Origin of the sequence: Nocardioides sp. LS1, assembly GCF_003865225.1 — a bacterium.
In the GTDB taxonomy this organism is placed as follows: domain Bacteria; phylum Actinomycetota; class Actinomycetes; order Propionibacteriales; family Nocardioidaceae; genus Nocardioides; species Nocardioides ginsengisegetis.
The window spans coordinates 899,158-922,650 of record NZ_BIFF01000002.1 but is presented as its reverse complement, the minus strand read 5'-3'; the positions used below and the strand labels follow the sequence as shown (position 1 = coordinate 922,650).

The window sequence follows — 23,493 nt, the reverse complement described above, 5'->3', positions numbered from 1 at the left end:
CAAGGCCGGACCTACCTCGTCACGCCCTTGGGCACTATCTCGTTCAGCTGTGTCAGCGAGGCAGCACCGACGACAGTCGGTCGAGCGCGAGCTCGATGTCGCTGCCCGGCCCCGCGAAGCTGAACCGCACGAAGCGGCCGCCCTGCTCGGTGTCGAAGTCGATGCCGGGAGCGACCGCCACGCCGGTGCGGGCCAGCAGGTCGTGGGCGAAGGCCATCGTGTCGTCGGTGAGGTGCCCGACGTCGGCGTAGGCGTAGAACGCCCCGTCGGCCGGCGCGAGCTCGGTGATCCCCAGCTGCGGCAGCCCGTCGAGCAGCAGCCGGCGGTTGACGGCGTAGCGGGCGACGTGGCCGTCGAGCTCGGCGTACGACGCGTCGTCGAAGGCCGCGAGGCAGGCCCGCTGGGCGATGACCGGGGGACAGATCGTGAAGTTCCCGGTCAGCACGTCGGTCGCCCGTCGCAGCCGGTCGGGCACGAGCATCCAGCCGATCCGCCAGCCCGTCATGGAGAAGTACTTCGAGAAGCTGGAGAAGACCACCGCCTCCCGGCTGGTCTCCCACGCAGACCGCGCGAGATGGGGCTGGGCGTACTCGATGCCGTGGTAGATCTCGTCGGAGATCAGCTGCACCCCGTGCTCCTCGCACCAGGTGGCCAGCGCCGCGAGCTCGGCCGGCAGCAGCATCGTGCCGGTCGGGTTGGCGGGGCTGGCGACGACGAGGCCCTTCAGGTCGGGCACCGCCGCGACCTGCTCGACCGTCGGCTGGAAGCGGGTCTCCGGGCCTGTCGGGATCTCGACCACCTCGATGCCCAGCGCGGTCAGCACGTTGCGGTAGCAGGGGTAGCCGGGCCGCGCCATCGCCACCCGGTCGCCGGGCTCGAACGCCGCGAGGAACGCCAGCAGGAAGCCGCCGCTGCTCCCGGTCGTCACGACCACTTCGTCCGCGCTCACGTCGATGCCGTGCGCCCGCTTGTGGTGGGCGGCGATCGCCTCGCGCAGCTCCACGATCCCCGCCGCCGGGGTGTAGCCCAGCGGGTCGCCGGACCCCAGCAGCCGCACCGCCTCGTCGCGCACCGGCACCGGCGCGCCCGTCATCGGCTGCCCCGCCAGCAGGTTGAGCAGGTCGCCGTGGGTGCGCTGGCGCTCGGTCGCCGCCGCCAGCAGGTCCATGACGTGGAACGGCGGGACGTTGGCGCGGGACGCGACCTCGAGCCTGCTCATGCAGCGACGTTAGCGGCCGGCGGCCCGCCGCCCGGCCCGCCGCCCGAAGAACGAGCCCTCACCGAGCTGGGTGCCCGAGCAGTAGCCCGCCCCGTCCTGGGCGATGTTCGAGGCGCAGGCGCCGGCGGCGTACAGCCCGGGGATCACCGAGCCGTCGGGCCGCTGCACCTGGGCGTCGACGGTCGTGCGCATCCCGCCCAGCGTGAAGCCGGCGTAGAGCGCGTGGCCGAGCGTCAGGTCGTAGACGCCCCACGGGCCGACCGCCTGCGGCGCGAGCCAGTCGGGGTGCTTGTGGAAGTCGGGGTCCTCGCCGCGTGCGGCGTGCTCGTTGTAGCGATCGAGGGTCCGGGCAAGGGAGCCGGCCGGCACGCCGAGCCCCTCCTCCATCTCCGCGACCGTCTCGTAGCCGTCGAGGAACGGGACCAGCGGCATCTTGGGGTGCTCGACGTGCTCGCTGTCGACGATGAGGTACGCCGCGTGGCCCGGCTGCGCCAGCACGTGTGCCGACGTGCGCGCGTGGTAGCTGTCCTCGGCCACGAACCGCTCGCCCAGCCGGTTCACGATCACCCCGGTCACCAGCACCGACGGCGGGTAGAACGGCGCGGTGATGAACGGCTCGTCCAAGTGCCGCAGCTCCGCGCCGACCGACTGGCCGAGCCGGATCCCCAGCCCGTCGTCGTACGTCGATCCCAGCGTGAACAACTTGGAGCCCAGGGTCGGCGTGTGCGCGGCGACCATGTCGGCGTTCATCACGAACCCGCCCGCGGCCAGCACCACCGCCCCCGCCCGGACCACGCCGGTCTCGGTGAACCGTCGCCAGCCGACCCCGACGACCGCCCCGTCGTTCCCACGGGTGGTCGAGCTTGTCGAGACCAGGTTGGTCGCGCCGGTCTCGTAGCGCACCTCGACGCCGGCCTCCTCGACCCGGGCGCGCAGCAGGTCCATCACCAGCCGGGTGCCCTCGGTGTCGCCGGCGACGGGCACCTTGTGGCCGCGCGGGGCGGGCACGGCCTGCTCGCGGTAGGGCCACACCTTCTCGTTGCCGGTGTACATCAGCCCCTGGGTGCCGGGCTGGATGACGGCCTTCTCGGCGTAGTAGGAGCGCTCGAACTCGAAGCCGAGCGACTCCAGCCAGTCGAGGTGCTCGACCGACCCGTCGCAGTAGGCCCGGATCTTGTCGGGCTCCGGCTCCTTGGTGGTGGCCATCAGGTAGGCGTACATCTGGTCGGCGGAGTCCTCGTGCCCGGTCGCCCGCTGCACGGCGGTCCCGCCGCCGAGGTAGAAGTGGCCGCCGGACATGCTCGACGTCCCGCCGTGCACCGCCGCCCGCTCCAGGAGCAGCACTCGCGCGCCGGCCCGGGCCGCCTCGAGGGCCGCGCAGCCGCCCGCGATGCCGAACCCGATGACCACGACGTCCCAGGACTCGGAGTCCGGGAGCCCGTCGAGCACGGACGCGGGCAGCACGTCGGGGACGGTCGTGCCCGACGTGACGGGGGTGGCGCTCATGCGCCCAATCTAGAACATGTTTCAGTTTCGTGCGATCCTGTCCCGGTGCTGACCCTGATCGACGTGGACGGCCGCGAGCACGACGTGGCGGCCGGTCTCGACGACGACGTCGCCCTGGCGGCCGCCCTGGGCTGGACCCTCAAGCCGCAGGGTCTCTGCCGCGGCGAGACCTGCGTGCCGCTGCTGGGGCGGACCGTCGCCGACGCGCTCGGCCTGCTCGTGGCCCGCGACGAGGAGCACGGGGTGGTGGCCGTGGTGCCGAGCGCCGCGACCCGGGCCCGGGAGCTCGCCGACGGACGCGCGCCGAGCCTCACGCTGTCCGACGTCGATGGCATCCCGGTCAGCTTCGACGACCTCTCCGGCGCCAAGCGGGTCCTGGTCACCTGGGCGTCGTGGTGCGGCTGCCGCCACGAGCTGGCCGGCTGGCAGCGGGTCCAGGACGAGCTCGCCGACACCGGGCTCCGGCTCTTCTCCGTCGCCCTCGACGCCGACCCGGAGGACGCCCGGCCCTGGATCGGGGCCGGCCACCCGACGTACCCCGTCGCGGTCGACACCGCCCACGTGACCGCCGAGCGCTACGGCATCACCAACGTCCCGTCCGTGGTCTGGGTCGACGAGCACGACCGGATCGTCAAGCCCCCGACCATCGCGCCGGGCGACGACCAGTTCGTCGCGTGGACCCGGATCGACAGCGAGCAGCACCACGACCTGCTGCGGCGGTGGGCCCGCGAGGGGGAGCTGCCGGAGAGCGCCCGGGCCGACGCGCCGGCCCGCACCGACGAGGAGCAGCGGGCCCTCGCGGAGCGACGGGTGGCGGCCCACCTGCAGCGGCGCGGCCTCACCGACGCCGCCCACCGGCACCTCGCGACGGCCCAGGAGCTCGCGCCGTGGGACTGGACGGTGCGGCGCGGGGGCATCGCGATGACAGGCGGCGACCCCTTCCTGGGCGAGGAGTTCACCGCGTTCTGGGAGGAGTGGGACGCCTCCGGGCGGCCGGGCTACACCCCCACGACCTGACCGCGCGGCGGCGTCCGGCGCCACGTCGCCGGACCCGTCGCGACCACCCGTCTGGATAGAGTGCGGTAGGAGCCGCCCACGACAGACGCGAGGTGACTTGTGACGTTCGACGTCCACCAGCTCGACACCTTCCTGCTGGTGGGCTCCGCCGTCACCCTGCTGGCCATCCTGGCCGTGCGGTTCTCCTCCCGCACCGGCCTGCCCAGCCTCCTGGTCTACCTGCTGATGGGCGTCGCGCTGGGCGAGTCCGGCGCCGGCATCGGCTTCGAGAACGCCGAGCTCGCGCACTCCCTCGGCTTCGCCGCCCTCGCGGTGATCCTGGCCGAGGGCGGTCTCACCACCAGCTGGCGCGAAGCGCGGCCCTCGATGCCGCTCGGCCTGTCGCTGGCCACCCTGGGCGTCGCCGTCTCGGTCGGGGTGGTGGCGCTGAGCGGCCACTACCTGCTGGGCCTGCCCTGGGAGCTCTCCGTCCTGCTCGGCGCGGTCACCTCGCCGACCGACGCGGCCGCGGTCTTCTCGGTGCTCCGGGTGGTGCCGCTGCCACGACGGCTGACGGGTGCGCTCGAGGCCGAGTCCGGGCTCAACGACGCCCCGACCGTCGTGCTCGTCACGCTGATCTCGTCGGGCGCGGTCGCCGACCACGGCGCCCTCGGCGCGGTCGGGATCGTCGCCTACGAGCTGGTCGCCGGCGCCGGCCTCGGCCTGCTGGTCGGCCTCGGCGGTGCCTGGGTGATGCGCCGCGCGGCGCTGCCCTCCTCCGGCCTCTACCCCCTCGCCGTCATCACGCTGACGTTCCTGGCCTACGGCACCGGCGCCGCGGTGCACGGGTCCGGCTTCGCCGCGGTGTACGTCGCCGCGCTGGTGCTCGGCAACGCCGAGCTCCCGCACCGCGCGGCCACCCGGTCCTTCGCGGAGGGCGTCGCCTGGCTGGCCCAGATCGGCCTGTTCGTCATGCTCGGCCTGCTGCTCTCGCCCGCCCGGCTCACGCCGTCGATCGTCGGCCTGGCCATCGTCGCCGGCCTGATCCTCACCTTCGTCGCCCGGCCGCTCTCGGTCCTCGTGAGCGCCGTCGTGTCCCCGATGCCGTGGCGCGAGCTGACGTTCCTGTCCTGGGCCGGTCTGCGCGGGGCGGTCCCGATCGTGCTCACCACCATCCCGCTCGCGGCCGGGGTCGACGGGGCGCAGCGCCTCTTCGACCTGGTCTTCGTCATGGTCGTGCTCTACACGCTGCTCACCGGTCCGACCCTGCCGCTGGTGGCCCGCTGGCTCAAGGTCGCCCGCCGGTCCGAGCCGCGGGGCCTGGAGGTCGAGGCCGCGCCGCTCGAGCGGATCGCGGCCGACCTGCTCCAGGTCTCCATCGCCCCCACCTCCCGGATGCACGGCGTCGAGGTCGGGGAGCTGAGGCTGCCCAAGGGTGCGTCGGTGTCGATGGTGATCCGCGACGGCGAGACGCTGGTGCCCGAGCGGCGCACCGTCCTGCGGCACGGCGACGACCTGCTGGTGGTGACCCCGCGCAAGATGCGCGAGGCGACCGAGCAGCGGCTGCGGCAGGTCAGCGAGGGCGGGCGGCTGGCCCAGTGGCTGGGCGCCGAGAAGCGACGTACGACGTGAGCGTCAGCGGATCGGCGGGCTGCAGATCGTGGTGTCCTCGCGGGCGGTGACCTTGCCCTTGCCCTTGGCCAGCTTGTTGAAAGCGTCGCCCACCATCACGACCACGCCGGCGCCGGGGGCGTTGCGACGCACGATCTTCGTGCCCGGGCCGAGCTTGCTCGCCACGAGGAGGACCGCCGGGCTGGTGGGCTCCTTCGTCCAGATCTCCGCCCGGGACACGCTGGTCCCGTGGGGCGCGTTGCCGCTGTCGCCGGCCCCGAAGCCCTGGTCGGTGAAGAGCCCCATCGTCCGGCCGGCCAGGCCCTCGCGGGTGCCGGCGTTGAAGACGCTGACCGTCACCTGGCTGGGATAGACCTTGTCGCCGGCCGAGACCGACGTGTCCACGCAGGTCGGGAGGTCGGCCTTCCCCGGGAACGGCTCGGTCAGCGCCGACCAGCCCCAGGCGCCGCCGACGAGGAGGAGCAGGCCGAGGACCACCATCGTGGCCGCTGACTTCACGCCCTGGCGCATCAGGCGGCCCTCACGACGCCATCGTGTGGACGCGGGCGTGCAGGACGTTGCGCTGCTGGAGGGCCGCGCGCAGGGCGCGGTGCAGGCCGTCCTCGAGGTAGAGCTCGCCGTGCCACTCCACGACGTGGGCGAAGAGGTCGCCGTAGAACGTGGAGTCCTCGTCGAGCAGGGCGGCCAGCTGGAGGGTGTCCTTGGTCGTGACCAGCTCGTCGAGCCGCACCTGCCGCGGCGGCACCGTCGCCCAGGCCCGGGACGTCAGCCCGTGGTCGGGGTAGGGACGTCCCTCGCCGACGCGCTTGAAGATCACGTCGCGACTATAACGAGCAACCGGGTGCGCCCGGCACGCTCTACGCTCGGCCCATGACCGAGACGCCCGCGTCCGTGCCCGGCTCCGACACCCCGGCTGACACTCCGGCTGACAACCCGATCGTGCAGGCCGTCGCGCCGGGCTACGCCTTCGAGGGGGCCGCCCTCGAGCTCGGCGGCCTGATGCTGGACGCCACGACGCTCTCCGACGTGCACATCCGGATCCCGCTCGCCATGCTCAACCGGCACGGCCTCGTGGCCGGGGCCACGGGCACCGGCAAGACCAAGACCCTCCAGCTGCTGGCCGAGCAGCTCAGTGCCAACGGCGTCCCGGTCTTCGCCGCCGACATCAAGGGCGACCTGTCCGGGCTCGGCGCGCCGGGGGCCACCAACGACAAGATCACGGCCCGGGCCGCCTCGGTCGGCCAGACCTGGACGGCCACCGGCTTCCCGGTGGAGTACTACGCCCTCGGCGGCCAGGGCAGCGGGATCCCGCTGCGGGTCACCATGACCGCCTTCGGCCCGACCCTGCTCAGCAAGGTGCTCGGCCTCAACGACACCCAGGAGTCCAGCCTCGGACTGGTCTTCCACTACGCCGACCAGGCCGGCCTGCCGCTGCTCGACCTCGCCGACCTGCGGGCGGTCGTTGGCTACCTCACCAGCGACGACGGCAAGGCCGACCTCAAGGAGCTCGGCGGCCTCTCCTCGGCCACGGCCGGCGTGATCCTGCGCGAGCTGATCGCCTTCTCCGACCAGGGCGCCGACGCGTTCTTCGGCGAGCCGGAGTTCGAGGCCTCCGACTTCCTCCAGACCACGCCGGACGGCAAGGGCCTGATCAGCCTGATCGAGCTGCCCAACCTCCAGGACCGGCCGGCGGTCTTCTCGACGTTCCTGATGTGGCTGCTCGCCGACCTCTTCCACGACCTGCCCGAGATCGGCGACGCCGACCGCCCGCGACTCGTCTTCTTCTTCGACGAGGCGCACCTGCTCTTCCACGACGCGAGCGCCGCCTTCCTCGACCAGGTCGCCCAGACGGTCCGGCTGATCCGCTCCAAGGGCGTCGGGGTCTTCTTCGTGACCCAGAGCCCCACCGACGTCCCCGACGACGTCCTGGCCCAGCTCGGCTCCCGCGTCCAGCACCAGCTCCGCGCCCACACCCCCAACGACGCCAAGGCGCTCAAGGCCACGGTCAACACCTACCCCCGAAGCGCGTACGCCGACCTCGGCGAGGTGATCACCGGGCTCGGGATCGGCGAGGCGATCGTGACGGTGATGAACGAGCGCGGAGCCCCGACCCCGGTCGCGTGGACCCGGCTGCGGGCCCCCGAGTCGCTGATGGGGCCGGTCGACCCGGCGCAGATGGCCGCGGTCGTGCAGGCCAGCCCCCGCAACGCCAAGTACGCCACCGCGGTCGACCGGGAGTCGGCCCGCGAGAAGCTGGCCGCCAAGCTCGAGGCCGGCGCGGCCAAGCAGGCCCAGGACAAGGCCCAAGACGAGGCCGCGCCGAAGGCGCCCTCCAAGGCGCCCTCGAAGCCCAGGGCGACCAAGCAGGACGAGGGTCTCTTGCACGACGTCGTCACCTCGTCGGCCTTCAAGGACCTGATGCGCACCGCCGCCCGCGAGGTCGTGCGCGGGATGTTCAAGACCGGCCGCCGGTAGGCGCCCCACGCGCCTGCCGACGACCGGTCCCGTCGTGCTCGGTCAATCCCCCTGAGGTGCTGCTGTCAGGCGGACCACCGCACGGAGTCGTCGACGAAGTCGGCGAGTGCGTGGACGCCGCGGAGGTCCTCGCGGGCCTCCATCAGCGACGTGAGGGCGGCAGAGTGACGGGTGCGCAGCGCGGTCCGCTGCTCCGCCACCTTGTCGAAGCTTCCCTCGATGAGGTTGGTGCTCTCCATGTCGGCCTCCTGACTGGTGTTCGGTGTTGGAACCACCCTCTGCTGCCGACATCGCCGGAAGGTTGACCAGGCGTTACATCCAGGTCAACCGGGGCCCGAATCCCTGTGATCTAGATTGCTTTCGTGGACTCGACCGCCGACACCTCCGCCGACACCGCCGCCGACATCACCGCGATCAGCCAGCTGAAGTACCGCTACCTGCGGACCCTGGACACCAAGCAGTGGGACGACTTCGAGGCCTGCTTCCTGCCCGAGGCGACCGCCGACTACAACGGCCTGCGCTTCGAGGACCGCGACGCCCTGGTGGCCTACATGCGCGAGAACCTCGGCCCCGGGATGATCACAATGCACACCGTCCACCACCCCGAGGTGACCGTCGACGGCGACCACGCCACCGGCCGGTGGTACCTCCAGGACAAGGTGGTCGTCGAGGCCTTCCGCTTCATGCTCGAGGGTGCCGCGTTCTACGAGGACACCTACCTGCGCACGGCGGACGGCTGGCGCGTCTCGCACACGGGCTACCGGCGTACGTTCGAGCTGACGTGGAACCTCGACGACCTGCCGGGCCTCACGGTGAAGGGCCCGGGCGAGCACACCCACTGACCCCGCGCGCACCTACAGTGTGTTGTCGGTCCACGCCATCTGGACGACCTCGATGCCACGGTCGCGCGAGACGAGCCGGCCGCGACCCGGGGGCGCGGGCTGGGGCTTGACGTTGCCGAGCAGCGGACCCTCGTCGGGGCTGCCCGAGAGCAGCAGACCGGGCATGGCCAGGTCCCGCATCGACTGCAGCACCGGCTCGTAGAGCGCCCGCGAGGCACCGCCGGACCGCCGCGCCACCGCGATGTGCAGGCCGGTGTCGCGGGCCTGCGCCATCAGCGGCTGCAGCGCCTGGATCGGCGAGCTCTGCTGGGTGGCGACGAGGTCGTAGTCGTCGACGACCACGAACACCTCGGCGCCGGACCACCAGGACCGGTTGCGCAGCTGCTCGGGCGTCACGTCGGGGCCGGGGATGCGGTTCTCGAGGTAGCTGGCCAGGTCGCGGATCGCCGGTTGGGCCTGGGTCGCGGAGGTCAGGTAGTTGAGGAGGTACTCGTCGGGCACCTCGCCCAGCAGTGAGCGCCGGTAGTCGACGATCACGATCTGCGCGTCCTTGGGGGAGCGCGTGCGCATGACCTCCTTGACGTAGGCGCGCAGCACGGCGCTCTTGCCCGACTGCCCGTCGCCGAAGACGAGGAGGTGCGGCTCGGCGTCGGGGTCGAGCGCGACCGGCGCGAGCTCCTTCTCGTTGATGCCGAGCACCAGGCGCCGGTCCTCGGCGGCGGGCGACGCCTGCGCGAGCACGGTGTCGAGGTCGATGCGCTCGGGCAGCAGCCGCAGCTTGGGCCCGGACTCGCCGGTCCACGCGGCGGTGACGCGCTTGACCAGCTCGTCGACGCCGTCGCCGAGGCTCTCGGCCTCGGGCCGCCCGTCGATGCGCGGCAGCGCGGCGAGGAAGTGCAGCTTGCCGGGCACCAGGCCGCGACCGGCCCGCCCGGCCGGCACCAGGGCGGCGATCTTGCGGTCGATCTCGGAGTCCATCGGGTCGCCGAGGCGCAGCTCGAGCCGGGTGCCGAACATGTCGCGCATGGCCGCGCGGAAGTCGGCCCAGCGGGATGCGCCGGTGATGATGTGCAGGCCGAAGGTCAGGCCGCGGGAGGCGAGCTGCTGCAGCTCGATCTCGATGTCGTCGAAGTCGGCCCGGAGCGTGCTCCAGCCGTCGACGACGAGGAACACGTCGCCGTAGCCGTCGTCGGCGCGGCCCTGCGCGCGGCGCGACCGGTAGGTCTCGATCGAGTCGATCCCGTTGGCGCGGAAGTAGGCCTCGCGCCGGTCCACGATGCCGATCACCTCGGCCAGGATCCGGCGTACGACGTCGGGCTCGGAGCGGGTGCCGACGCCCGCGACGTGGGGCAGCTGGGCCATCGGCGCGAACGTGCCGCCACCGAAGTCGAGCACGAAGACCTGGGTCTCCAGCGGCGTGCTGGTCAGCGCCAGGCTGGTGACGACGGTGCGCAGGAGCGTGCTCTTGCCGCTGCGGGGGCCGCCGACGACCGCGACGTGGCCGCTGGCGCCGCTGAGGTCGACGGTCAGGGTGTCGCGGCGCTGCTCGCGCGGGCGGTCGACGGTGCCGAGCGGGATCACCAGTCCACCGAGGCCGCGCCACTGCGGCGAGACCAGGCCGAGGGCGGGGTCCTCGGTGAGGTCGGGCATCAGGTCGTCGAGGGTGTCGGGGACGTCGAGCGGCGGCAGCCAGACCTGGTGGGCGGCGGGGCCGTGGCCGACCATGTGGTCGACCGCGATGTCCAGCAGCGAGGCCTGCTCGCCCTGCTCGGGGGCCACCACGACCTCCGGCTCCGGCTCGGCCACGTCGAGGGTGTGCACCTCGGAGATCGTGAACGGGAGGATGCCCCGGAGGTGGCCGCCCTCGTCACGGCGGACCCGCTGACGACCCGACGGCGGTCCGGAGACGTAGGCCGCCTTGAAGCGCAGCATCGAGGTCGGGTCGGGCTTGAGGTAGCCCAGGCCGGGGATCGGCGGCAGCTCGTAGGCGTCCGGGACGCCGAGCACCGAGCGGGACTCGCCGGCGCTGAAGGTGCGCAGGCCGACCCGGTAGGACAGGTGCGACTCCAGCCCGCGGAGCCGGCCCTCCTCGAGGCGCTGCGAGGCGAGCAGGAGGTGCAGCCCGAGCGACCGGCCGAGCCGGCCGATGGCCACGAAGAGGTCGATGAACTCGGGCTTGGCCGACAGCATCTCGGAGAACTCGTCGACCACGATGAACAGCGACGGCATCGGCTCGAGGTCCTCGCCCGCGGCCCGCGCCTTCTCGTAGTCGCGGATCGAGGCGAAGTTGCCGGCCTCGCGGAGCAGCTCCTGCCGGCGCACCATCTCGCCCGAGAGGGCGTCCTGCATGCGGTCGACGAGGGTGAGCTCCTGGGCGAGGTTGGTGATCACGGCGGAGACGTGCGGCATCTCCGACATCCCGGCGAACGTCGCGCCGCCCTTGAAGTCGACGAGCACCATGTTGAGCTGCTCGGGGGAGTGCGTCATGGCCAGCCCGAGCACGAGGGTGCGCAGGAACTCCGACTTGCCCGAGCCGGTCGCGCCGATGACCAGGCCGTGCGGGCCCATGCCCTGCTGGGCGGACTCCTTGATGTCCAGGTGCACCATGCCGCCGCCCTCGCCGAGGCCGATCGGCACGCGGAGGCGGTCTCGGGCCGGGCGCGGTCGCCACGCGGCGGCCGGGTCGAAGGTGCGTACGTCGCCCAGCGCCAGCAGCTCCATGAAGTCGGTGGGACCGGTGATCTCGCCGGCGGTGCCCTCCGCGGGGCCGGAGGCGATCGTGTGGAGCGGGGTCAGCCGGCGCGCGAACGCCTCGGCGGTGGCCGGGTCGCACTGGTCGGCCCGCGCGCGGATCGGCTCCTCGCGCAGCCGGAGCGCCGCGACGGTCGGCCGCCCGTCGGCGGCCGGCGGGCCGTCGACCTGGATCCGCAGCCGGCTCGCGTCGTCGAGCTCGTCCCACCGGGCGGGCAGGTCGAGGAGGGTGACGCCGTGCAGGCCGTCGGGCGGGATGACGTGGTTGCCGGGCGGCAGCGTCGCGCCGTCGACGACCAGCAGGATGTGCGGCGTCGCCGGTCGCTCGTCCGCGCCGAAGCGGGGCCGCTCGCTCAGGTCCGGCGGCAGCAGGGCCGCCAGGTCGGCGAGGTTGGTCGTGACCAGGCGCATCGGCCCGACGGCGTCGGACTGCCGGCCGCTCAGCGCGTGCGGGAGCCACTTGACCCAGTCCCAGTGGGCGAGGTTCTGCTCCGAGGAGAGCACCGCGACGACGAGGTGCTCGGGGGAGTGGAAGGCGGTGGCCGAGCAGATCATCGCCCGGGCCAGCGAGCGGGCCTCCTCCTCACCACCGCAGATCTCGACCCGGTCGAAGGCACGCAGGTCGATGGAGGCGGGCAGGTCGGGCTGGAGGCGGTGCACGACCAGCAGGCGGTGCAGCGCGGACGCCGCCGCCGGGTCGACCTGGTCGATGGGCGCGCTCTCCGGCGGCACCAGCTCGAGGGACAGCGGCTGTGCGCACAGGCCGTAGCGGACGTGCAGGAACCGCGGGTCGGACGCGCCGTGCTCCCAGACCCGGGAGCGCTCCTCGGCGATGGCGGGCAGCGCGGCCGGGTCGGGGTGGTGCCAGGTCAGCGCCCGGCGCTGCTGGTCGGCGGCGTCGCGGGCGATCTTGCGGACGTTGCCGAGGTAGCGGAGGTACTCCGTGCGCGAGCCGGTGACCTGCTGGGTGCGCTGCTTACGCTGCCGGTCGAGCTGGACGATGATGAAGCCGAGCGTGGCGAAGAGGAACATGCCGGCGGCGATGTAGCCGCGGCCGCCGGCCGAGGAGCCCATCGAGGCGACCAGCACGATCGAGCCGAGGCTGCCGAGCATCGGGATGGCGTTCATGAGCACGCCGCTGGCGCCCTCGTTGGGCTCGATCTCCGGGGGCGGCTGGAGCACGATCTGGCCGGTGGGCATCTCGGGCTCGTCGACCCGTCCCCCGCGAAGCGTCGTACTCACGCATGTCCCCCTGCTGTCGTTGCCCGATCACTGCGACCACCTGCGAGCGCCCGACGATGATAAGTGCGGGCGGCACGGGGGGACACCGGTCGAGCGCCGCCTACTTCAGCTGCACCGTCGCGAGGACGGAGTCGATGATCTCCTGAGGATTCCTCAGCGTGTTGTGGAGCTTGAAGACCACGGTGACGACGTAGCCGTCGTGCTCCAGGCCGTAGGCGTCGTACGTCGTCCCGATGGTGGCCATGCCGTGCACGTGGAACGCGGGCTCTCCGGCCAGCTGCGTCTCCGGCATCACCTGGCCGTGGGTGTAGCTGCCGGTGCGGATGTCGAGCCGTGCCATCTGCTGCAGGGAAGGTTTCGCGCCGAAGGCGCTGATCACACTGAGCCCCACGACCGAGAGCCCGTTGTCTGGCACGGCGTCGACCGTCTGGTTCTTGACCAGCGTGGTGACGGGCCACCCCTGCGGCGCGTTGACCGAGGCGGTCGCGGTGTCGAGCAGCCCGCCGCTCGCCGGCTCCACCGACGGGCTCGGCGATGCCGGGGACGAGCCGGACGGGGAGGATCCCGACGACGCGGGCGGATCCGCGACGGCGTCGTTGCCGCCACAACCCGACAGCATCGAGGCGGCGACGAGCAGGGCGGTGGCGACGCCGGTGACGCGTGCGCGGCGGGTCGTGGTCATGTGTTCCCCCGAGAGATTGGGCTGTGCGGGCGATGATAGGCGGGGCGCCCGGGAGCGACTAGCCTGCGTGACGACGGGCGGCGGGCGCCCGTCGTGGACGACCGGGGGGCGACGTGGCGGCAGCGACCGGGGGCAGCCTGGCCCTCAGCGTCCATGGCCCGCTCGGGGTCCTCGACCTCCTCGTCCCGGCCGGAGCGGCCGCGACCGACGTCGCCCGGGAGTACGCCGAGCAGTCGGGCCTCGCCGCCGTCCCCGTCCTCTACACCCGGCTCGGCCAGCACCTTCAGCCCGACGTCGCGCTGGCCGACGTCGGCATCGGCACGGGCGCGGTCCTCGTCGCCACCACCGAGGTCCAGCGCCTCGGCGGTTCGGTGCTCCCCCGTGAGACCCACCCGGGCGAGGATCGGCCGGGCCCGCTCTCCGTGCTGTGGTTCGCAGGGGCGGTCATGACGGCCGTGCTCGCGGCCTGGTTCGCCCGGTCCGGATCCGACACGCGGCGCGAGGCCACGGTCGTCCTGCTGGTCGTCGCGGCGGTCCTGGGCGTCCTCCCCCTCGGACGGTACGCCGCCCATCGCCTTCTCGCGGTGCCGGCGTTCGCCGGATCGGCGGCGTTCGTGCTCGCCTGGGACCCCCAGCCGGCCCGTATCCCCACCGTCCTCGGCGTGGCCGCCCTGGTCGCGGCCGTCGCGGCGGCCGTGGCGCGCACCGTCGACCGCCGCAACGAGGAGGCACTGCAGGTCTGGGTGACGGTCGGCGTCGCGGTGTTCGCCGTCACCGGCCTGGCCGCCCTGCTGGGCTTCCCGCCGCGGGTGCCCTGGGCGCTGCTGCTGGTCGCGGCCATGCTGGCCGCGCGCTTCGTGCCCGGGTTCGCGGTGGACGTGCCCGACCAGTACCTCATCGACCTCGAACGCCTCGCCGTGAACGCGTGGTCCGCCCGGGAGCGGGCGACGGGCCGGCGCGGTCGCTCGGTCGTGCCGCCCTCCGCGGTCGCCACCGTGGCCGCCCGCGGCACCCGCATCGTCACGGCGTACGCCGTCGCGATCCTGGCCGTCACGTCCGTCTCCGCGCCCCTGCTCCTGGGCACGGCCACGCTGTCCCTCGACCGGATGGGCGCGCGGTGCCTTGTCCTCCTGTGCGGCTGCAGCCTGGTCCTGGCCGGACGCAGCTACCGCCACGCCGCGGCTCGGGCCCTGCTCCGCGCGGCCGGCCTCGTCTGCTGGTCCGCGGTGCTGGTCGCCGCGCTGACCTCGCTGCGGTCCGGCGCCGGCACCCCGCTCGCGGGCATCGCCATCACCACGGCGGTCGCGGTGCTGGTCGCGGCCGTCGCCACCGGGCGCGGCTGGCGCTCGGCCTGGTGGTCGCGCCGGGCGGAGATCGCCGAGGCTCTCTGCGGATCCGCCGCCGTCGCGTCGGTCCTGGTCGCGACCGGGGTCTTTCGTGCGGTGTGGGAGTCCATCCACATCCAGGTCTAGCGGATGTTTAGTGCCCGGGGCCCTCGGGCAGACCGCTGATGTCGGCTGCGCCACACGGTCGGCACGAGTATCGAACGAAACACCCATCAAATTCTCGAGCGGCGACATGCCGCCACGGGGGAAGGAAATGGCGACATGTCGAACAACGCTCCCGAAATGGGACAGGGCGAGAAGACGCTCTCCAAGGCCGCCGGCATGGTGGTCGACGCAAAGAAGGACTTCGACGGTTTCAGCCGCAAGCTCGACGGCCAGATCGCCGGGCTCCAGGGCAAGTGGGCCGGAGCCGGTGGCTCCGCGTTCTTCCAGCTGCACCAGGCGTGGACCGAGAAGCAGAACGTGATCACGAACGCGCTCAACGAGTTCGAGGCCTCGCTGCAGTCCACCGAGAAGGACAACATGAGCACCGACGAAGCCCAGTCGGCCAACTACAACCGGACCGCCGGCCGCCTCGGCGGCTGAGCCTCCACCAGGGAACAGGAGTGACTGAAATGAGCCTCGACGGACTTCGCGTCAACCACGCCGGCCTCGACACCGCGTCCGAGGACATGGGCCGCACGGTCAAGGACATCGACGACCGCCTCAACCGCCTGGAGCAGGAGCTCGCGCCGCTGCGCAGCGACTGGTCCGGTAGCGCCCAGCAGGCCTACACCACGGCCAAGGCCAAGTGGGACGGCGCCATCCAGGACATGCGCAACCTGCTGGAGGAGACCTCCAAGGCGGTCTACCAGTCCAACGCCGAGTACAAGGCCGCCGACCAGCGCGGCGCCGCGTCCTTCGACATCTGATCGATCCGGATTGCGACCTCGACGGGGTCGGTCCACCTGCTGGGTGGCCCGGCCCCGTCGGCGGCGTTCTTCGTCAACACCAACGGGGTAGGTGAGTGCCCATGGGTTTCATGGGGATCTTCAACAGCATCGAGAACGTGATCCAGTCGATCGGCGACGAGATCAACGTCGACCAGGGCATCCTGGACGACGTCAAGCGCCAGCTCCACGAGTCCCAGACGGGGCTCGAGGGGATCCGCTTCGACGACCTCCGGCTTCCCGTGTCCGCCTTCGGGGGAGCCCACTCGGGCAACGAGCTGGGGGGACACCACACGGCGGCCCACCAGGTCATCAGCGAGACCCTGCACGGCTTGCTCTCCGACCTCACGCGATTCCGCGACGGGATCGTCGACGCGGAGAAGTTCCTGGAGCAGGCCGACACCACCAGCGCCGCCGACCTCGACCACAAGAAGCACGCCGTCGAGGCACTCGTCAGCGCCTCGGCCGGCTCTGACGCGGACCGGGCCAACCACGAGGCACGCAACCACTACCTCGGCAACGGGGGTGGCCACCGATGAACCAGGGTCCCCACGAGGCCAGGCTCCGGGCGATCGACGCGCTGGCCAACAAGGCCGCCGTCGACCACACGCGGCAGGTCTGGACGCACGGCGGACAGGTGCTCGACGACATTGCCCGCACCCTCGCCGCCGCCGCCGTTCCCATGAAGGGCCAGCTCGGCACGGCGACCGGCCAGGCCGCCCACGACGCCTTCGTGAAGGCGGCCGGCAACGTCTCCAAGCGCAGTGTGCAGATGGTCGAGGCCGGCACGGCGCTCCTCATCGCCGCCGCCGCCATCGAGCACTCCGAGCAGGTGCGGACGAAGCTGGACAACAACCCGCTCGGGCCGGCGCCAACCCCGCCGACCACGACACCGGGGTCCAGCCACCCGGACGACGTCGACAAGCAGCGCGCCTACCACTCCCAGCAGGCCAGCTACAACGCCGCGGCCCAGCAGCGCGAGAGCGAGGCGGAGGCGGCCAACACCCACATGGACACGCAGTACGCCCAGGCCTCGGACCTGCTCAAGAAGGTCCACGGCAAGCCCGACCCGCAGCCGACCGGCCCCACGAGCCCGACCGGCCCGGGTGGTGGCGGTGGGGGCACGCTTCCGGGCGGCGGCTCGCGGACGCCGACGGGCACGCACCACTACACGCCGACCGGCGGGCACGTCCCGACCGGCACCGGGCACCACGTTCCCACCGACGGCGGCGGCGGCGATCCCGGCTACGACCCCCACCACCCCACCCACACCGACACCGGCGGCGGCACGGGTCAGAGCGGCCTCCCCGCGACGCCGATCGACGGCTACCCGACCACGCCCAGCACCGGCATCCCCGGTGCGAGCGTGCCGACGAGCGGCCCCGGTGGCATCACCGGCTCCACCGTCGGTGGCATCGCCGGCGCGGTCGGTGGCGGCGCGATCGGCGGCATGACCGGCATCGGCGGCGCCGTACGCGGTCCGATGGCCGTGCCCACGGGCTCCAGCGCCGGTGGCACGAGCTCGGGCCAGATCGGCGCCAGCTCGCGCAGCGCCGGCGCCGCACGCGGTGCGCTGGGACGCAGCTCGGGCCTCGCCGAGGAGGGCGCGGCCGGCGGCCGCAGCGGAGCGGCCTCGTCGGCCCGCAGCGCCGGCGGCGGAACCCGCGGCGGCGGCAAGGCCGGCTCGCGCGGTGCGGCCGGCGGCCGCGGCACCGGAGCCTCCGGCGGCCAGGGCGGCAAGAACAAGAAGGACCCGAAGAAGAAGGGCACGGAGTTCTTCGAGGACGAGCAGGACTGGGTCGACGACGAGGGCGCCGCGCCCGGCGTCATCGGCTGATCCACAGCAGCACGTGCGCCCGCCCGGGGCGGCCCTCAGGGGTCGGCCCGGGCGGTAGCATCTCAGCGGTCCGGGCCCGGACCCGCGGCGTGAGCGTCGGCGGGGTCCACACGATCTTGGGGGAGAGACGATGAGTCAGGCGCCCGTCAGCGCATCCGGTCTGGTGCGGGTCACGGTGGCCTCTGGCACCCGTCGCGTCGACCTCGTCCTGCCCGGGGCGGTGCCCGTCGCCGAGCTCGTGCCCGAGCTCGCGCGCAGCGTCGGCCTGCTCGACGCCTCCACCGTCTTCGGCGGCTACCACCTCGTCACCGCCGAGGGGCGCGAGCTCGCCACGGACTCCGGCCTGGTCATCCAGGGCGTCGAGGACGGCGGCCTGCTCACCGTCACCGCCGGCATCGACGACGCCCCGCCGCGCGTCTACGACGACGTCGTCGAGGCGATGACCGACATCGTCGAGCGCGACCTCAAGCCGTGGGAGCCCGCCTCCGGCCGGCGTACGGCGCTCGCCGCCGCCGGACTGCTCATGGCGCTCGGCGCCGTGGCCCTGCTCATCCAGCGCGGGTCGATGCTCGCGGGGGTCGCCGCGGCGGTCGTCGCGCTGGCCCTCGTGACCGGCGGCATCGTGCTCTCGCGAGCCCAGGACGAGCCCGAGGCCGCGGTGGCGGTCGCCTGGATGGGGTCGTTCTACGCCGCGGTCGCCGGGCTGATGCTCGTCACCGACGGGCGGTTCTTCGGCCTCCCCGTCGCCGCGGCCGGTGCCGGGGCGCTGCTGGCCGGCCTGGTGTCGCTGGTCGGCCTGGGCGAGGGCCGCACGCTGGTCATCCCGCCGGTCGTGGTGGGCGCGATCTTCCTGGCCACCGGCGTCGTCATGAACACCGCGACGTTCGACCCGGCGGTCGTGCTGACCGTCGCGCTGGTCCTGGTCGTGATGGCCGGATCCGTCTTCCCCTGGCTGGCCCTCGGGGCCACCGGCACCAACGTCGACCAGCTCTTCACCACCGAGGACATCACCGCCGACCCCGCCGAGATCGACCCCGGCCGGGTCGGCGCCGACGCCCGGGTGGCGCACGAGATCCTGGTCGCGGTGTCCGCCACCGTCGGCCTGCTGCTCGTGCTCATCGCGCCGCTGGCGGTCTCGCTGGGCCTCGCGGGCACCCTGCTGGCCCTGGTCGCCTGCGTGGTCGTGATGCTCCGGACCCGCCAGTACCGCACCGGCTCCGAGGTCCTGGTCGGGCTCGTCTCCGGCATCCTCGGTCTCGTGTCCGTGGCGATCTCGCTGCTGTGGATGCATCCCGAGTGGCGGCCGACCGCCGCGGTCGCGCTGGCCGCGACCGGCGCCGTGCTGCTCGCGGTGACGCTGCTGCCCGCCACGCCGTCGGTGCGACGCGGCCGGTTCGGCGACATCGCCGAGTCGGTGAGCCTGCTCGCCCTGCTGCCGCTGCTCGTGGTCGCCGTCGGCATCTTCGCCTCGATCCGGGGCTGAGCGATGGCCACCAAGCGCGACCTCGTCGAGGCCCACGCCTTCAGCCGCCGGCGGCTGGTCACCGCCTTCGTCTCCGGCGCCCCCGGCGGCCGCGAGGTCGAGCCCGCCCGCCCCGGCCGCACCATCGTCGGCGGCCTGGCGCTCGCGGTCCTGCTCGTCGCGGGCGCCGCCATCGCCGGCGTCTTCGCCCCGCGCGACGCCCAGGACTGGAACAAGCCCGGGCTGATCCTGTCCAAGGAGACCGGCGCGGCCTACGTCATCCTCCAGGAGAGCGACCACCCGGTGCTCCGCCCGGTCATCAACATCACCTCGGCGCGCCTGATCCTCGAGGGCGATGTCGAGCCGACCCTCGTCTCCCAGCAGACCATCGACGAGCAGACCGTCGGGGAGGACATCGGCATCCTCGGTGCCCCGGCCAGCCTGCCGACCCCGGGGCTCCTGATCGACGGCGGCTGGACGGCCTGCACCGCCGCCGGCCACGGCACCCGCGTCGACGTCGCCGAGAAGCCGCAGGCGCCGCTCGACCCGACGACGGGCTTCCTCGTCGAGAACGCCGGCACCTACTACGTCATCGCGCAGAGCCGCGAGGGCAACGGCGCCACGCCCGGCGCCTACCGTTTCGAGCTCCCGGCGTCGCGGTCCGACGACGACCTCGACAACATGCTGCGCGAGCTCCAGCTGCCGATCCGCGAGTCCGCGACCCAGGTGCCGACGGAGTGGCTCAACCTCTTCCCGGCCGGCGGTGCGCTCGACTTCCCGACGTTCGGGGTCCGGGGGATCGGCGACACCCCGTCGTACGCCGGCGACCCCGGCGTTCCGGAGGACGCCCGCGTCGGCGACGTCATCGTCGACGGCGACAGCTCGCTGCTGCTGACCGCGGACGCGCCGACCTCGCTCGACCCGTTCTCGCTCGCGGTCTACTCCCACACCGAGACTCCCGCGGGTCGCCCGATGCCCGGCACGCACCGGGTCGGCCAGCACCCGTGGATCCAGGAGGCACCGCTGCCGACCGGGGCCCAGACCGAGCCCCCGTTCGGGGCCGCCCACTGGCCCGCCGCGGCCTTCACCGCCCCGGCGGGCGACCCCTGCGCCCGGCTCGTCACGGCCCCCGGCCAGGCGCCCAGCGTGGCCCTCGCCTCGGCCCCCAGCGAGGCCGCCTCGGCGTCGACGCTGCCCGCCGACAAGGTCGTGCCCGTGGTCGACTCGGGCCGTGGCGCCTACTTCCTGTCCGGTGACTGGGAGAGCACCGACACCGGCTCGCCGTTCGTCGTCGACGCCAAGGGCAACAGCTACCCGCTCGAGGGGCAGGACGCCGCGGCCCGCCTGGGCTACGGCGACCACCCGGTCGTGGTCGTCCCCGACAGCTGGACCAAGCTCTTCGGGGTCGGCGTGCCGCTCTCGGTCGACGACGCGCTGTGCCGGCCGCACCCCGTCGAGGACACCTCGTGCCTGTAGTTCCCCGGACGGCGGTGACGGCCGTGGCACTGGCCGCCGCTTCGCTGGGCCTCGTCGCACCGGCCCACGCGGAGCCGGAGGCCTACTCCTGCATGGGTCTCAGCGACAACACCGCCCGCGTGACCGACTCCTCCACCAGCGTCCCCTACGAGCTGCTCGGCATCGACCGGGCGCAACAGCTGCTCAAGGCCGAGGGCAGGTCACCCGGCGGTGGTCTCTCGGTCGCCGTCGTCGACTCGGGGATCTCCGACAGCAGCGGCCTGGTCACGGTGGCCGGCCGGAGTCCCTGGCCCCACCGGGACGTCACCGACCCGCACGGCACCGCCGTCGCCGGGCTGATCGCGGCCCGGGCCCGAGGTGACAAGCCGACCGGTATCGCCCCCGGTGCGAAGCTCGTCGACGTCCGCGTCTACGACGGGTCCGACACCGGCGGCGCCGACGACATCGACACCGACGACGTCGTCGCGGGGCTCGACTGGGTCGCCCAGCACGCGTCGGACTACTCCATCCGGGTCGTCAACATCTCCCTGGGGCTGACGCCGACGACCGACCTCAAGCGGGTGGTGCACCACCTCGTCCACGACCTCGACATCGCCGTCGTCGCGTCGTCCGGCAACCGGCCCCAGGACGAGACCGACCTGCTGTGGAGCCGCTTCAACAGCGAGGACGGCACCGACACCGGGCCCGGCGAGGACGCTGCCGACGCGGTCTACCCGGCGGCGTACGACGACGTCATCGCGGTCAACGCCACGCAGGGCGGACCGGTCGACCGCTCACAGCCGCTGAGCGCCGCGGTGCTCCCCAACTCCCAGACCGATCTCGCTGCCCCGACGTTCTACGGCGTCAGCATCGGGGTGAACGGCAGCACCTGCCGGATCGACCAGGTCGCGACGTCCTGGGCGGCGGCGGAGGTGAGCGGCGTCGTGGCTCTGCTGCGGACGGCCTACCCGCGCGACACCGTGGCCCAGATCCGCGCCCGGCTGGAGAACACCGCGACCGGCACCCCGCTGGACCGGACGAAGTTCGAGGGCAACGGCGTGGTCCAGCCGGTCGAGGCGTTGACCCGGCCGCTGCACCCGCGCAAGGACGGCACCCTCCCGCGGGCGACCGGCGAGGAGCAGAGCAACGTCCGCGCCGCGGCCCCCCAGCCCCAGGCCGACGTACTCGCCGCGACCCGCCACCACGCCGTCTGGTGGGGGCTCCTGGGCGGCGGCGCGCTGCTCGTGGCCCTGATGCTGCGGCCGGTGCTCGCCCGCCGGCGCGACTGAGGACGGCCGGGCTCAGGTCGGGACGACCGCGACGGGGCAGGGCAGCAGTCCGCAGAGGTCGTGGTCGACGGCACCGTGGATGACCCGCGCCAGCCCCGCGTGGGCCGGGCTGCGGCCCACGACGAGCAGGTCGGCGTCCCAGCTGTGCTCGAGCACCTCGTCGAGCGGGCCGCCGTGGTCGGCGTGGAGCTCGACGTCGATGTGGCCCAGGCCCGCCTCCACCCAGGACTGCAGGCGTTCGCTGGCGACCCGTCCCTGGGCCTCCACGCTGGCCGCCGGGTGCCTGAGCCCACGACCGACGAGGTGGGACTGCCAGGCGTGGACGACGACGAGCGTGGCGCCGCGGCGGTCGGCCTCCCGGGCCGCCCACAGCAGGGTCCGCCGCGACTCCTCGGCACCCTCGACCGCCACCACCACCCGGCCGCGCAGGGGAGTGGCCCGGCCGGGGGTCGGGACCACCACGACCGGGCAGCGGGCGCCGCGCAGGCACTCGGCGGTCACGTGCGAGACGTGCCCGGCCCCGGCATGCCCGCCCAGCACCAGGAGGTCGGGCGCGGCGGCGAGGAGGGCCTCGGCGGGGCGCCCGTGGACGGCCGCGCTGACCGTGCCGGCCGGCAGGTCCGGGTGCGCGTCACCGGACAGGACGAGGGACACCTCGACGTCCTCGTGCCAGGCGTGCACGAGGGTGAGGCGGGTGTTGCGGAGCCGGGCGGCGTCCGCGGCCCAGCGGACCGGCGCGCCGGTGTCGCGCCTGCCGCTCGTACCGACCACGACGCCTGCCATGCGGGCTCCCAGGACCAGATCCGAAATCAGAACTGCGTCCCCCTCACTCACCGTTGTAGCGGGAGGGGGACGCAGTTGCAAGGGTCGAGCCCGGTGACCTTGGTCAGTCCTTCGCGACCTCGGCGTGGGCCCGCTTCTCGGTGACGTCGGCGCGGGTCACCGAGAGGTACACGACGGTGAGCAGGATGGTGCCGAGGAACAGCACGCTGGTCCACAGGGTGCCCAGCGCCAGGCCGCCCTCGGACTTGTCGGCGCTGAGGAGGTCGCCGATGTTGGCGCCGAGCGGGCGGGTCAGGATGTAGGCCAGCCAGAAGGACAGGACCGGGCCCATCCCGACCTTCCAGGCGACCAGCACGGCCAGGATCAGGCCGAGCGGCAGCAGCACGGACTGGCCCGGACCCCAGCCGGTGAGCTCGAGCGTCCAGTCGCCGACCGCCGTACCGAGGGCGAAGGTGACCAGCACCGTCAGCCAGTAGAAGGACTCGCGCGGCGTCGTGACGATGGAGTGGATCGACAGGGTGCGCTCCCGGGCGTACCAGATGCCGAAGACCGCGGCGAGCAACACGGCGAAGATCGTGGAGGACACCGCGAGCGGCACGCCCTGGGCGTCCGTCAGGTTGTCGGTGAGCAGCGTGCCGACCACGCTGATCAGCACCACCGCCGTCCAGTAGACGCCCGGCACGTAGCGGTCGAGGCGGAACTGGAAGACCATCACCACCAGCAGGGCGGCCGAGAAGACCAGGGTGGTGTTGGTGAGCCCGAAGCCGAGGGTCTCGTTGATGTAGTCGGCGAAGCTCTCGCCCACCGTGGTGCACAGGATCTTGATGATCCAGAAGAACACCGTGACCTCGGGGACCTTGTTCAGCATCTGGCGGCGCGCGGTGGCGACCTGCGGTGTCGTCGTCATGTAGGCCACCGTCGCTGAGGCGCCCTGCCATCAACCTGACTGGCGGGGTGTCGGTCCCACCCGTCACAGCTTCACCATGAGAAGTGGGTGGGTCTGCACTTCTCACGGTGAACTCACCATGAGAAGTGACGCTTCGCCGA

The 23,493-nt window shown here is 73.1% G+C and carries 21 protein-coding genes; 12 read left to right on the top strand and 9 right to left on the bottom strand.

Going from position 1 to position 23,493, the window contains the following annotated elements; translation table 11 throughout:
• Positions 1 to 52: 52 nt before the first annotated feature.
• Together EJF31_RS09305 and EJF31_RS09300 are read right to left on the bottom strand one after the other, a co-directional pair.
• On the bottom strand, positions 53 to 1,219 hold the full coding sequence (locus tag EJF31_RS09305) for a pyridoxal phosphate-dependent aminotransferase (RefSeq protein ID WP_125036789.1): 1,167 nt from the start codon (positions 1,217 to 1,219) through the stop codon (positions 53 to 55).
• Between the two features lie 9 nt (positions 1,220 to 1,228).
• Positions 1,229 to 2,725 carry an FAD-binding protein gene (locus tag EJF31_RS09300; protein ID WP_125036788.1) on the bottom strand — a complete coding sequence of 499 codons (1,497 nt, stop codon included), beginning with the start codon at positions 2,723 to 2,725 and terminating at the stop codon, positions 1,229 to 1,231.
• Between the two features lie 45 nt (positions 2,726 to 2,770).
• On the opposite strand from EJF31_RS09300, the gene EJF31_RS09295 reads away from it, so the two are divergent.
• Positions 2,771 to 3,742, top strand: a complete 972-nt coding sequence (locus EJF31_RS09295) for a TlpA disulfide reductase family protein (protein WP_125036787.1) — start codon at positions 2,771 to 2,773, stop codon at positions 3,740 to 3,742.
• Positions 3,743 to 3,841: 99 nt separating this feature from the next.
• Complete coding sequence (locus tag EJF31_RS09290) at positions 3,842 to 5,353, top strand: potassium/proton antiporter (RefSeq protein ID WP_125036786.1); 1,512 nt, start codon at positions 3,842 to 3,844, stop codon at positions 5,351 to 5,353.
• Between the two features lie 3 nt (positions 5,354 to 5,356).
• Here the strand turns inward: EJF31_RS09290 and EJF31_RS09285 are convergent, their stop codons facing one another.
• Complete coding sequence (locus EJF31_RS09285; RefSeq protein WP_125036785.1) at positions 5,357 to 5,863, bottom strand: LytR C-terminal domain-containing protein; 507 nt, start codon at positions 5,861 to 5,863, stop codon at positions 5,357 to 5,359.
• Positions 5,864 to 5,873: 10 nt separating this feature from the next.
• On the bottom strand, positions 5,874 to 6,170 hold the full coding sequence (locus tag EJF31_RS09280; protein WP_125036784.1) for a type II toxin-antitoxin system VapB family antitoxin: 297 nt from the start codon (positions 6,168 to 6,170) through the stop codon (positions 5,874 to 5,876).
• A 53-nt stretch (positions 6,171 to 6,223) separates the two neighbouring features.
• Between EJF31_RS09280 and EJF31_RS09275 the strand changes: the two genes are divergently transcribed.
• On the top strand, positions 6,224 to 7,828 hold the full coding sequence (locus EJF31_RS09275) for a helicase HerA-like domain-containing protein (protein WP_125036783.1): 1,605 nt from the start codon (positions 6,224 to 6,226) through the stop codon (positions 7,826 to 7,828).
• A 65-nt stretch (positions 7,829 to 7,893) separates the two neighbouring features.
• Here the strand turns inward: EJF31_RS09275 and EJF31_RS21815 are convergent, their stop codons facing one another.
• Positions 7,894 to 8,067: a hypothetical protein gene (locus EJF31_RS21815; RefSeq protein ID WP_182541089.1), complete on the bottom strand. Its 174-nt coding sequence runs from the start codon at positions 8,065 to 8,067 to the stop codon at positions 7,894 to 7,896.
• A 123-nt stretch (positions 8,068 to 8,190) separates the two neighbouring features.
• Between EJF31_RS21815 and EJF31_RS09270 the strand changes: the two genes are divergently transcribed.
• Complete coding sequence (locus EJF31_RS09270) at positions 8,191 to 8,670, top strand: nuclear transport factor 2 family protein (RefSeq protein WP_125036782.1); 480 nt, start codon at positions 8,191 to 8,193, stop codon at positions 8,668 to 8,670.
• A gap of 12 nt (positions 8,671 to 8,682) precedes the next feature.
• On the opposite strand, the gene eccCa is transcribed toward EJF31_RS09270, so the two are convergent.
• Both eccCa and EJF31_RS09260 read right to left on the bottom strand, forming a co-directional pair.
• Positions 8,683 to 12,663 (bottom strand): type VII secretion protein EccCa, encoded by a 3,981-nt coding sequence (gene eccCa / locus EJF31_RS09265; protein WP_260430731.1) that lies wholly within the window; start codon positions 12,661 to 12,663, stop codon positions 8,683 to 8,685.
• A gap of 100 nt (positions 12,664 to 12,763) precedes the next feature.
• A complete protein-coding gene (locus EJF31_RS09260) occupies positions 12,764 to 13,345 on the bottom strand; it encodes a hypothetical protein (protein WP_125036781.1) in 582 nt (193 codons plus the stop codon).
• A 113-nt stretch (positions 13,346 to 13,458) separates the two neighbouring features.
• Between EJF31_RS09260 and EJF31_RS09255 the strand changes: the two genes are divergently transcribed.
• From EJF31_RS09255 to EJF31_RS09220, 8 genes are all read left to right on the top strand, one after another.
• Positions 13,459 to 14,817, top strand: a complete 1,359-nt coding sequence (locus tag EJF31_RS09255) for a hypothetical protein (RefSeq protein ID WP_125036780.1) — start codon at positions 13,459 to 13,461, stop codon at positions 14,815 to 14,817.
• A gap of 156 nt (positions 14,818 to 14,973) precedes the next feature.
• On the top strand, positions 14,974 to 15,276 hold the full coding sequence (locus EJF31_RS09250; RefSeq protein WP_182541084.1) for a WXG100 family type VII secretion target: 303 nt from the start codon (positions 14,974 to 14,976) through the stop codon (positions 15,274 to 15,276).
• Positions 15,277 to 15,305: 29 nt separating this feature from the next.
• Positions 15,306 to 15,602, top strand: a complete 297-nt coding sequence (locus EJF31_RS09245) for a WXG100 family type VII secretion target (RefSeq protein ID WP_125036778.1) — start codon at positions 15,306 to 15,308, stop codon at positions 15,600 to 15,602.
• A gap of 101 nt (positions 15,603 to 15,703) precedes the next feature.
• Positions 15,704 to 16,159 (top strand): hypothetical protein, encoded by a 456-nt coding sequence (locus EJF31_RS09240; protein ID WP_125036777.1) that lies wholly within the window; start codon positions 15,704 to 15,706, stop codon positions 16,157 to 16,159.
• Positions 16,156 to 17,457: a hypothetical protein gene (locus EJF31_RS09235; RefSeq protein WP_125036776.1), complete on the top strand. Its 1,302-nt coding sequence runs from the start codon at positions 16,156 to 16,158 to the stop codon at positions 17,455 to 17,457. Before EJF31_RS09240 ends, EJF31_RS09235 begins: the two co-directional genes overlap by 4 nt.
• A gap of 130 nt (positions 17,458 to 17,587) precedes the next feature.
• Complete coding sequence (eccD, locus tag EJF31_RS09230) at positions 17,588 to 18,940, top strand: type VII secretion integral membrane protein EccD (RefSeq protein WP_125036775.1); 1,353 nt, start codon at positions 17,588 to 17,590, stop codon at positions 18,938 to 18,940.
• Between the two features lie 3 nt (positions 18,941 to 18,943).
• Entirely contained in the window at positions 18,944 to 20,395 is a 1,452-nt protein-coding gene (eccB, locus tag EJF31_RS09225) for a type VII secretion protein EccB (protein ID WP_125036774.1), read from the top strand.
• Positions 20,386 to 21,663 carry a S8/S53 family peptidase gene (locus EJF31_RS09220; RefSeq protein ID WP_125036773.1) on the top strand — a complete coding sequence of 426 codons (1,278 nt, stop codon included), beginning with the start codon at positions 20,386 to 20,388 and terminating at the stop codon, positions 21,661 to 21,663. The genes eccB and EJF31_RS09220 overlap by 10 nt, the downstream gene beginning before the upstream one ends.
• Before the next feature lie 12 nt (positions 21,664 to 21,675).
• Here EJF31_RS09220 and EJF31_RS09215 read toward each other — a convergent pair whose 3' ends face one another.
• Positions 21,676 to 22,446 (bottom strand): universal stress protein, encoded by a 771-nt coding sequence (locus EJF31_RS09215; protein ID WP_125036772.1) that lies wholly within the window; start codon positions 22,444 to 22,446, stop codon positions 21,676 to 21,678.
• A 103-nt stretch (positions 22,447 to 22,549) separates the two neighbouring features.
• Positions 22,550 to 23,353 (bottom strand): hypothetical protein, encoded by an 804-nt coding sequence (locus EJF31_RS09210; RefSeq protein ID WP_260430730.1) that lies wholly within the window; start codon positions 23,351 to 23,353, stop codon positions 22,550 to 22,552.
• Positions 23,354 to 23,493 lie beyond the last annotated feature (140 nt).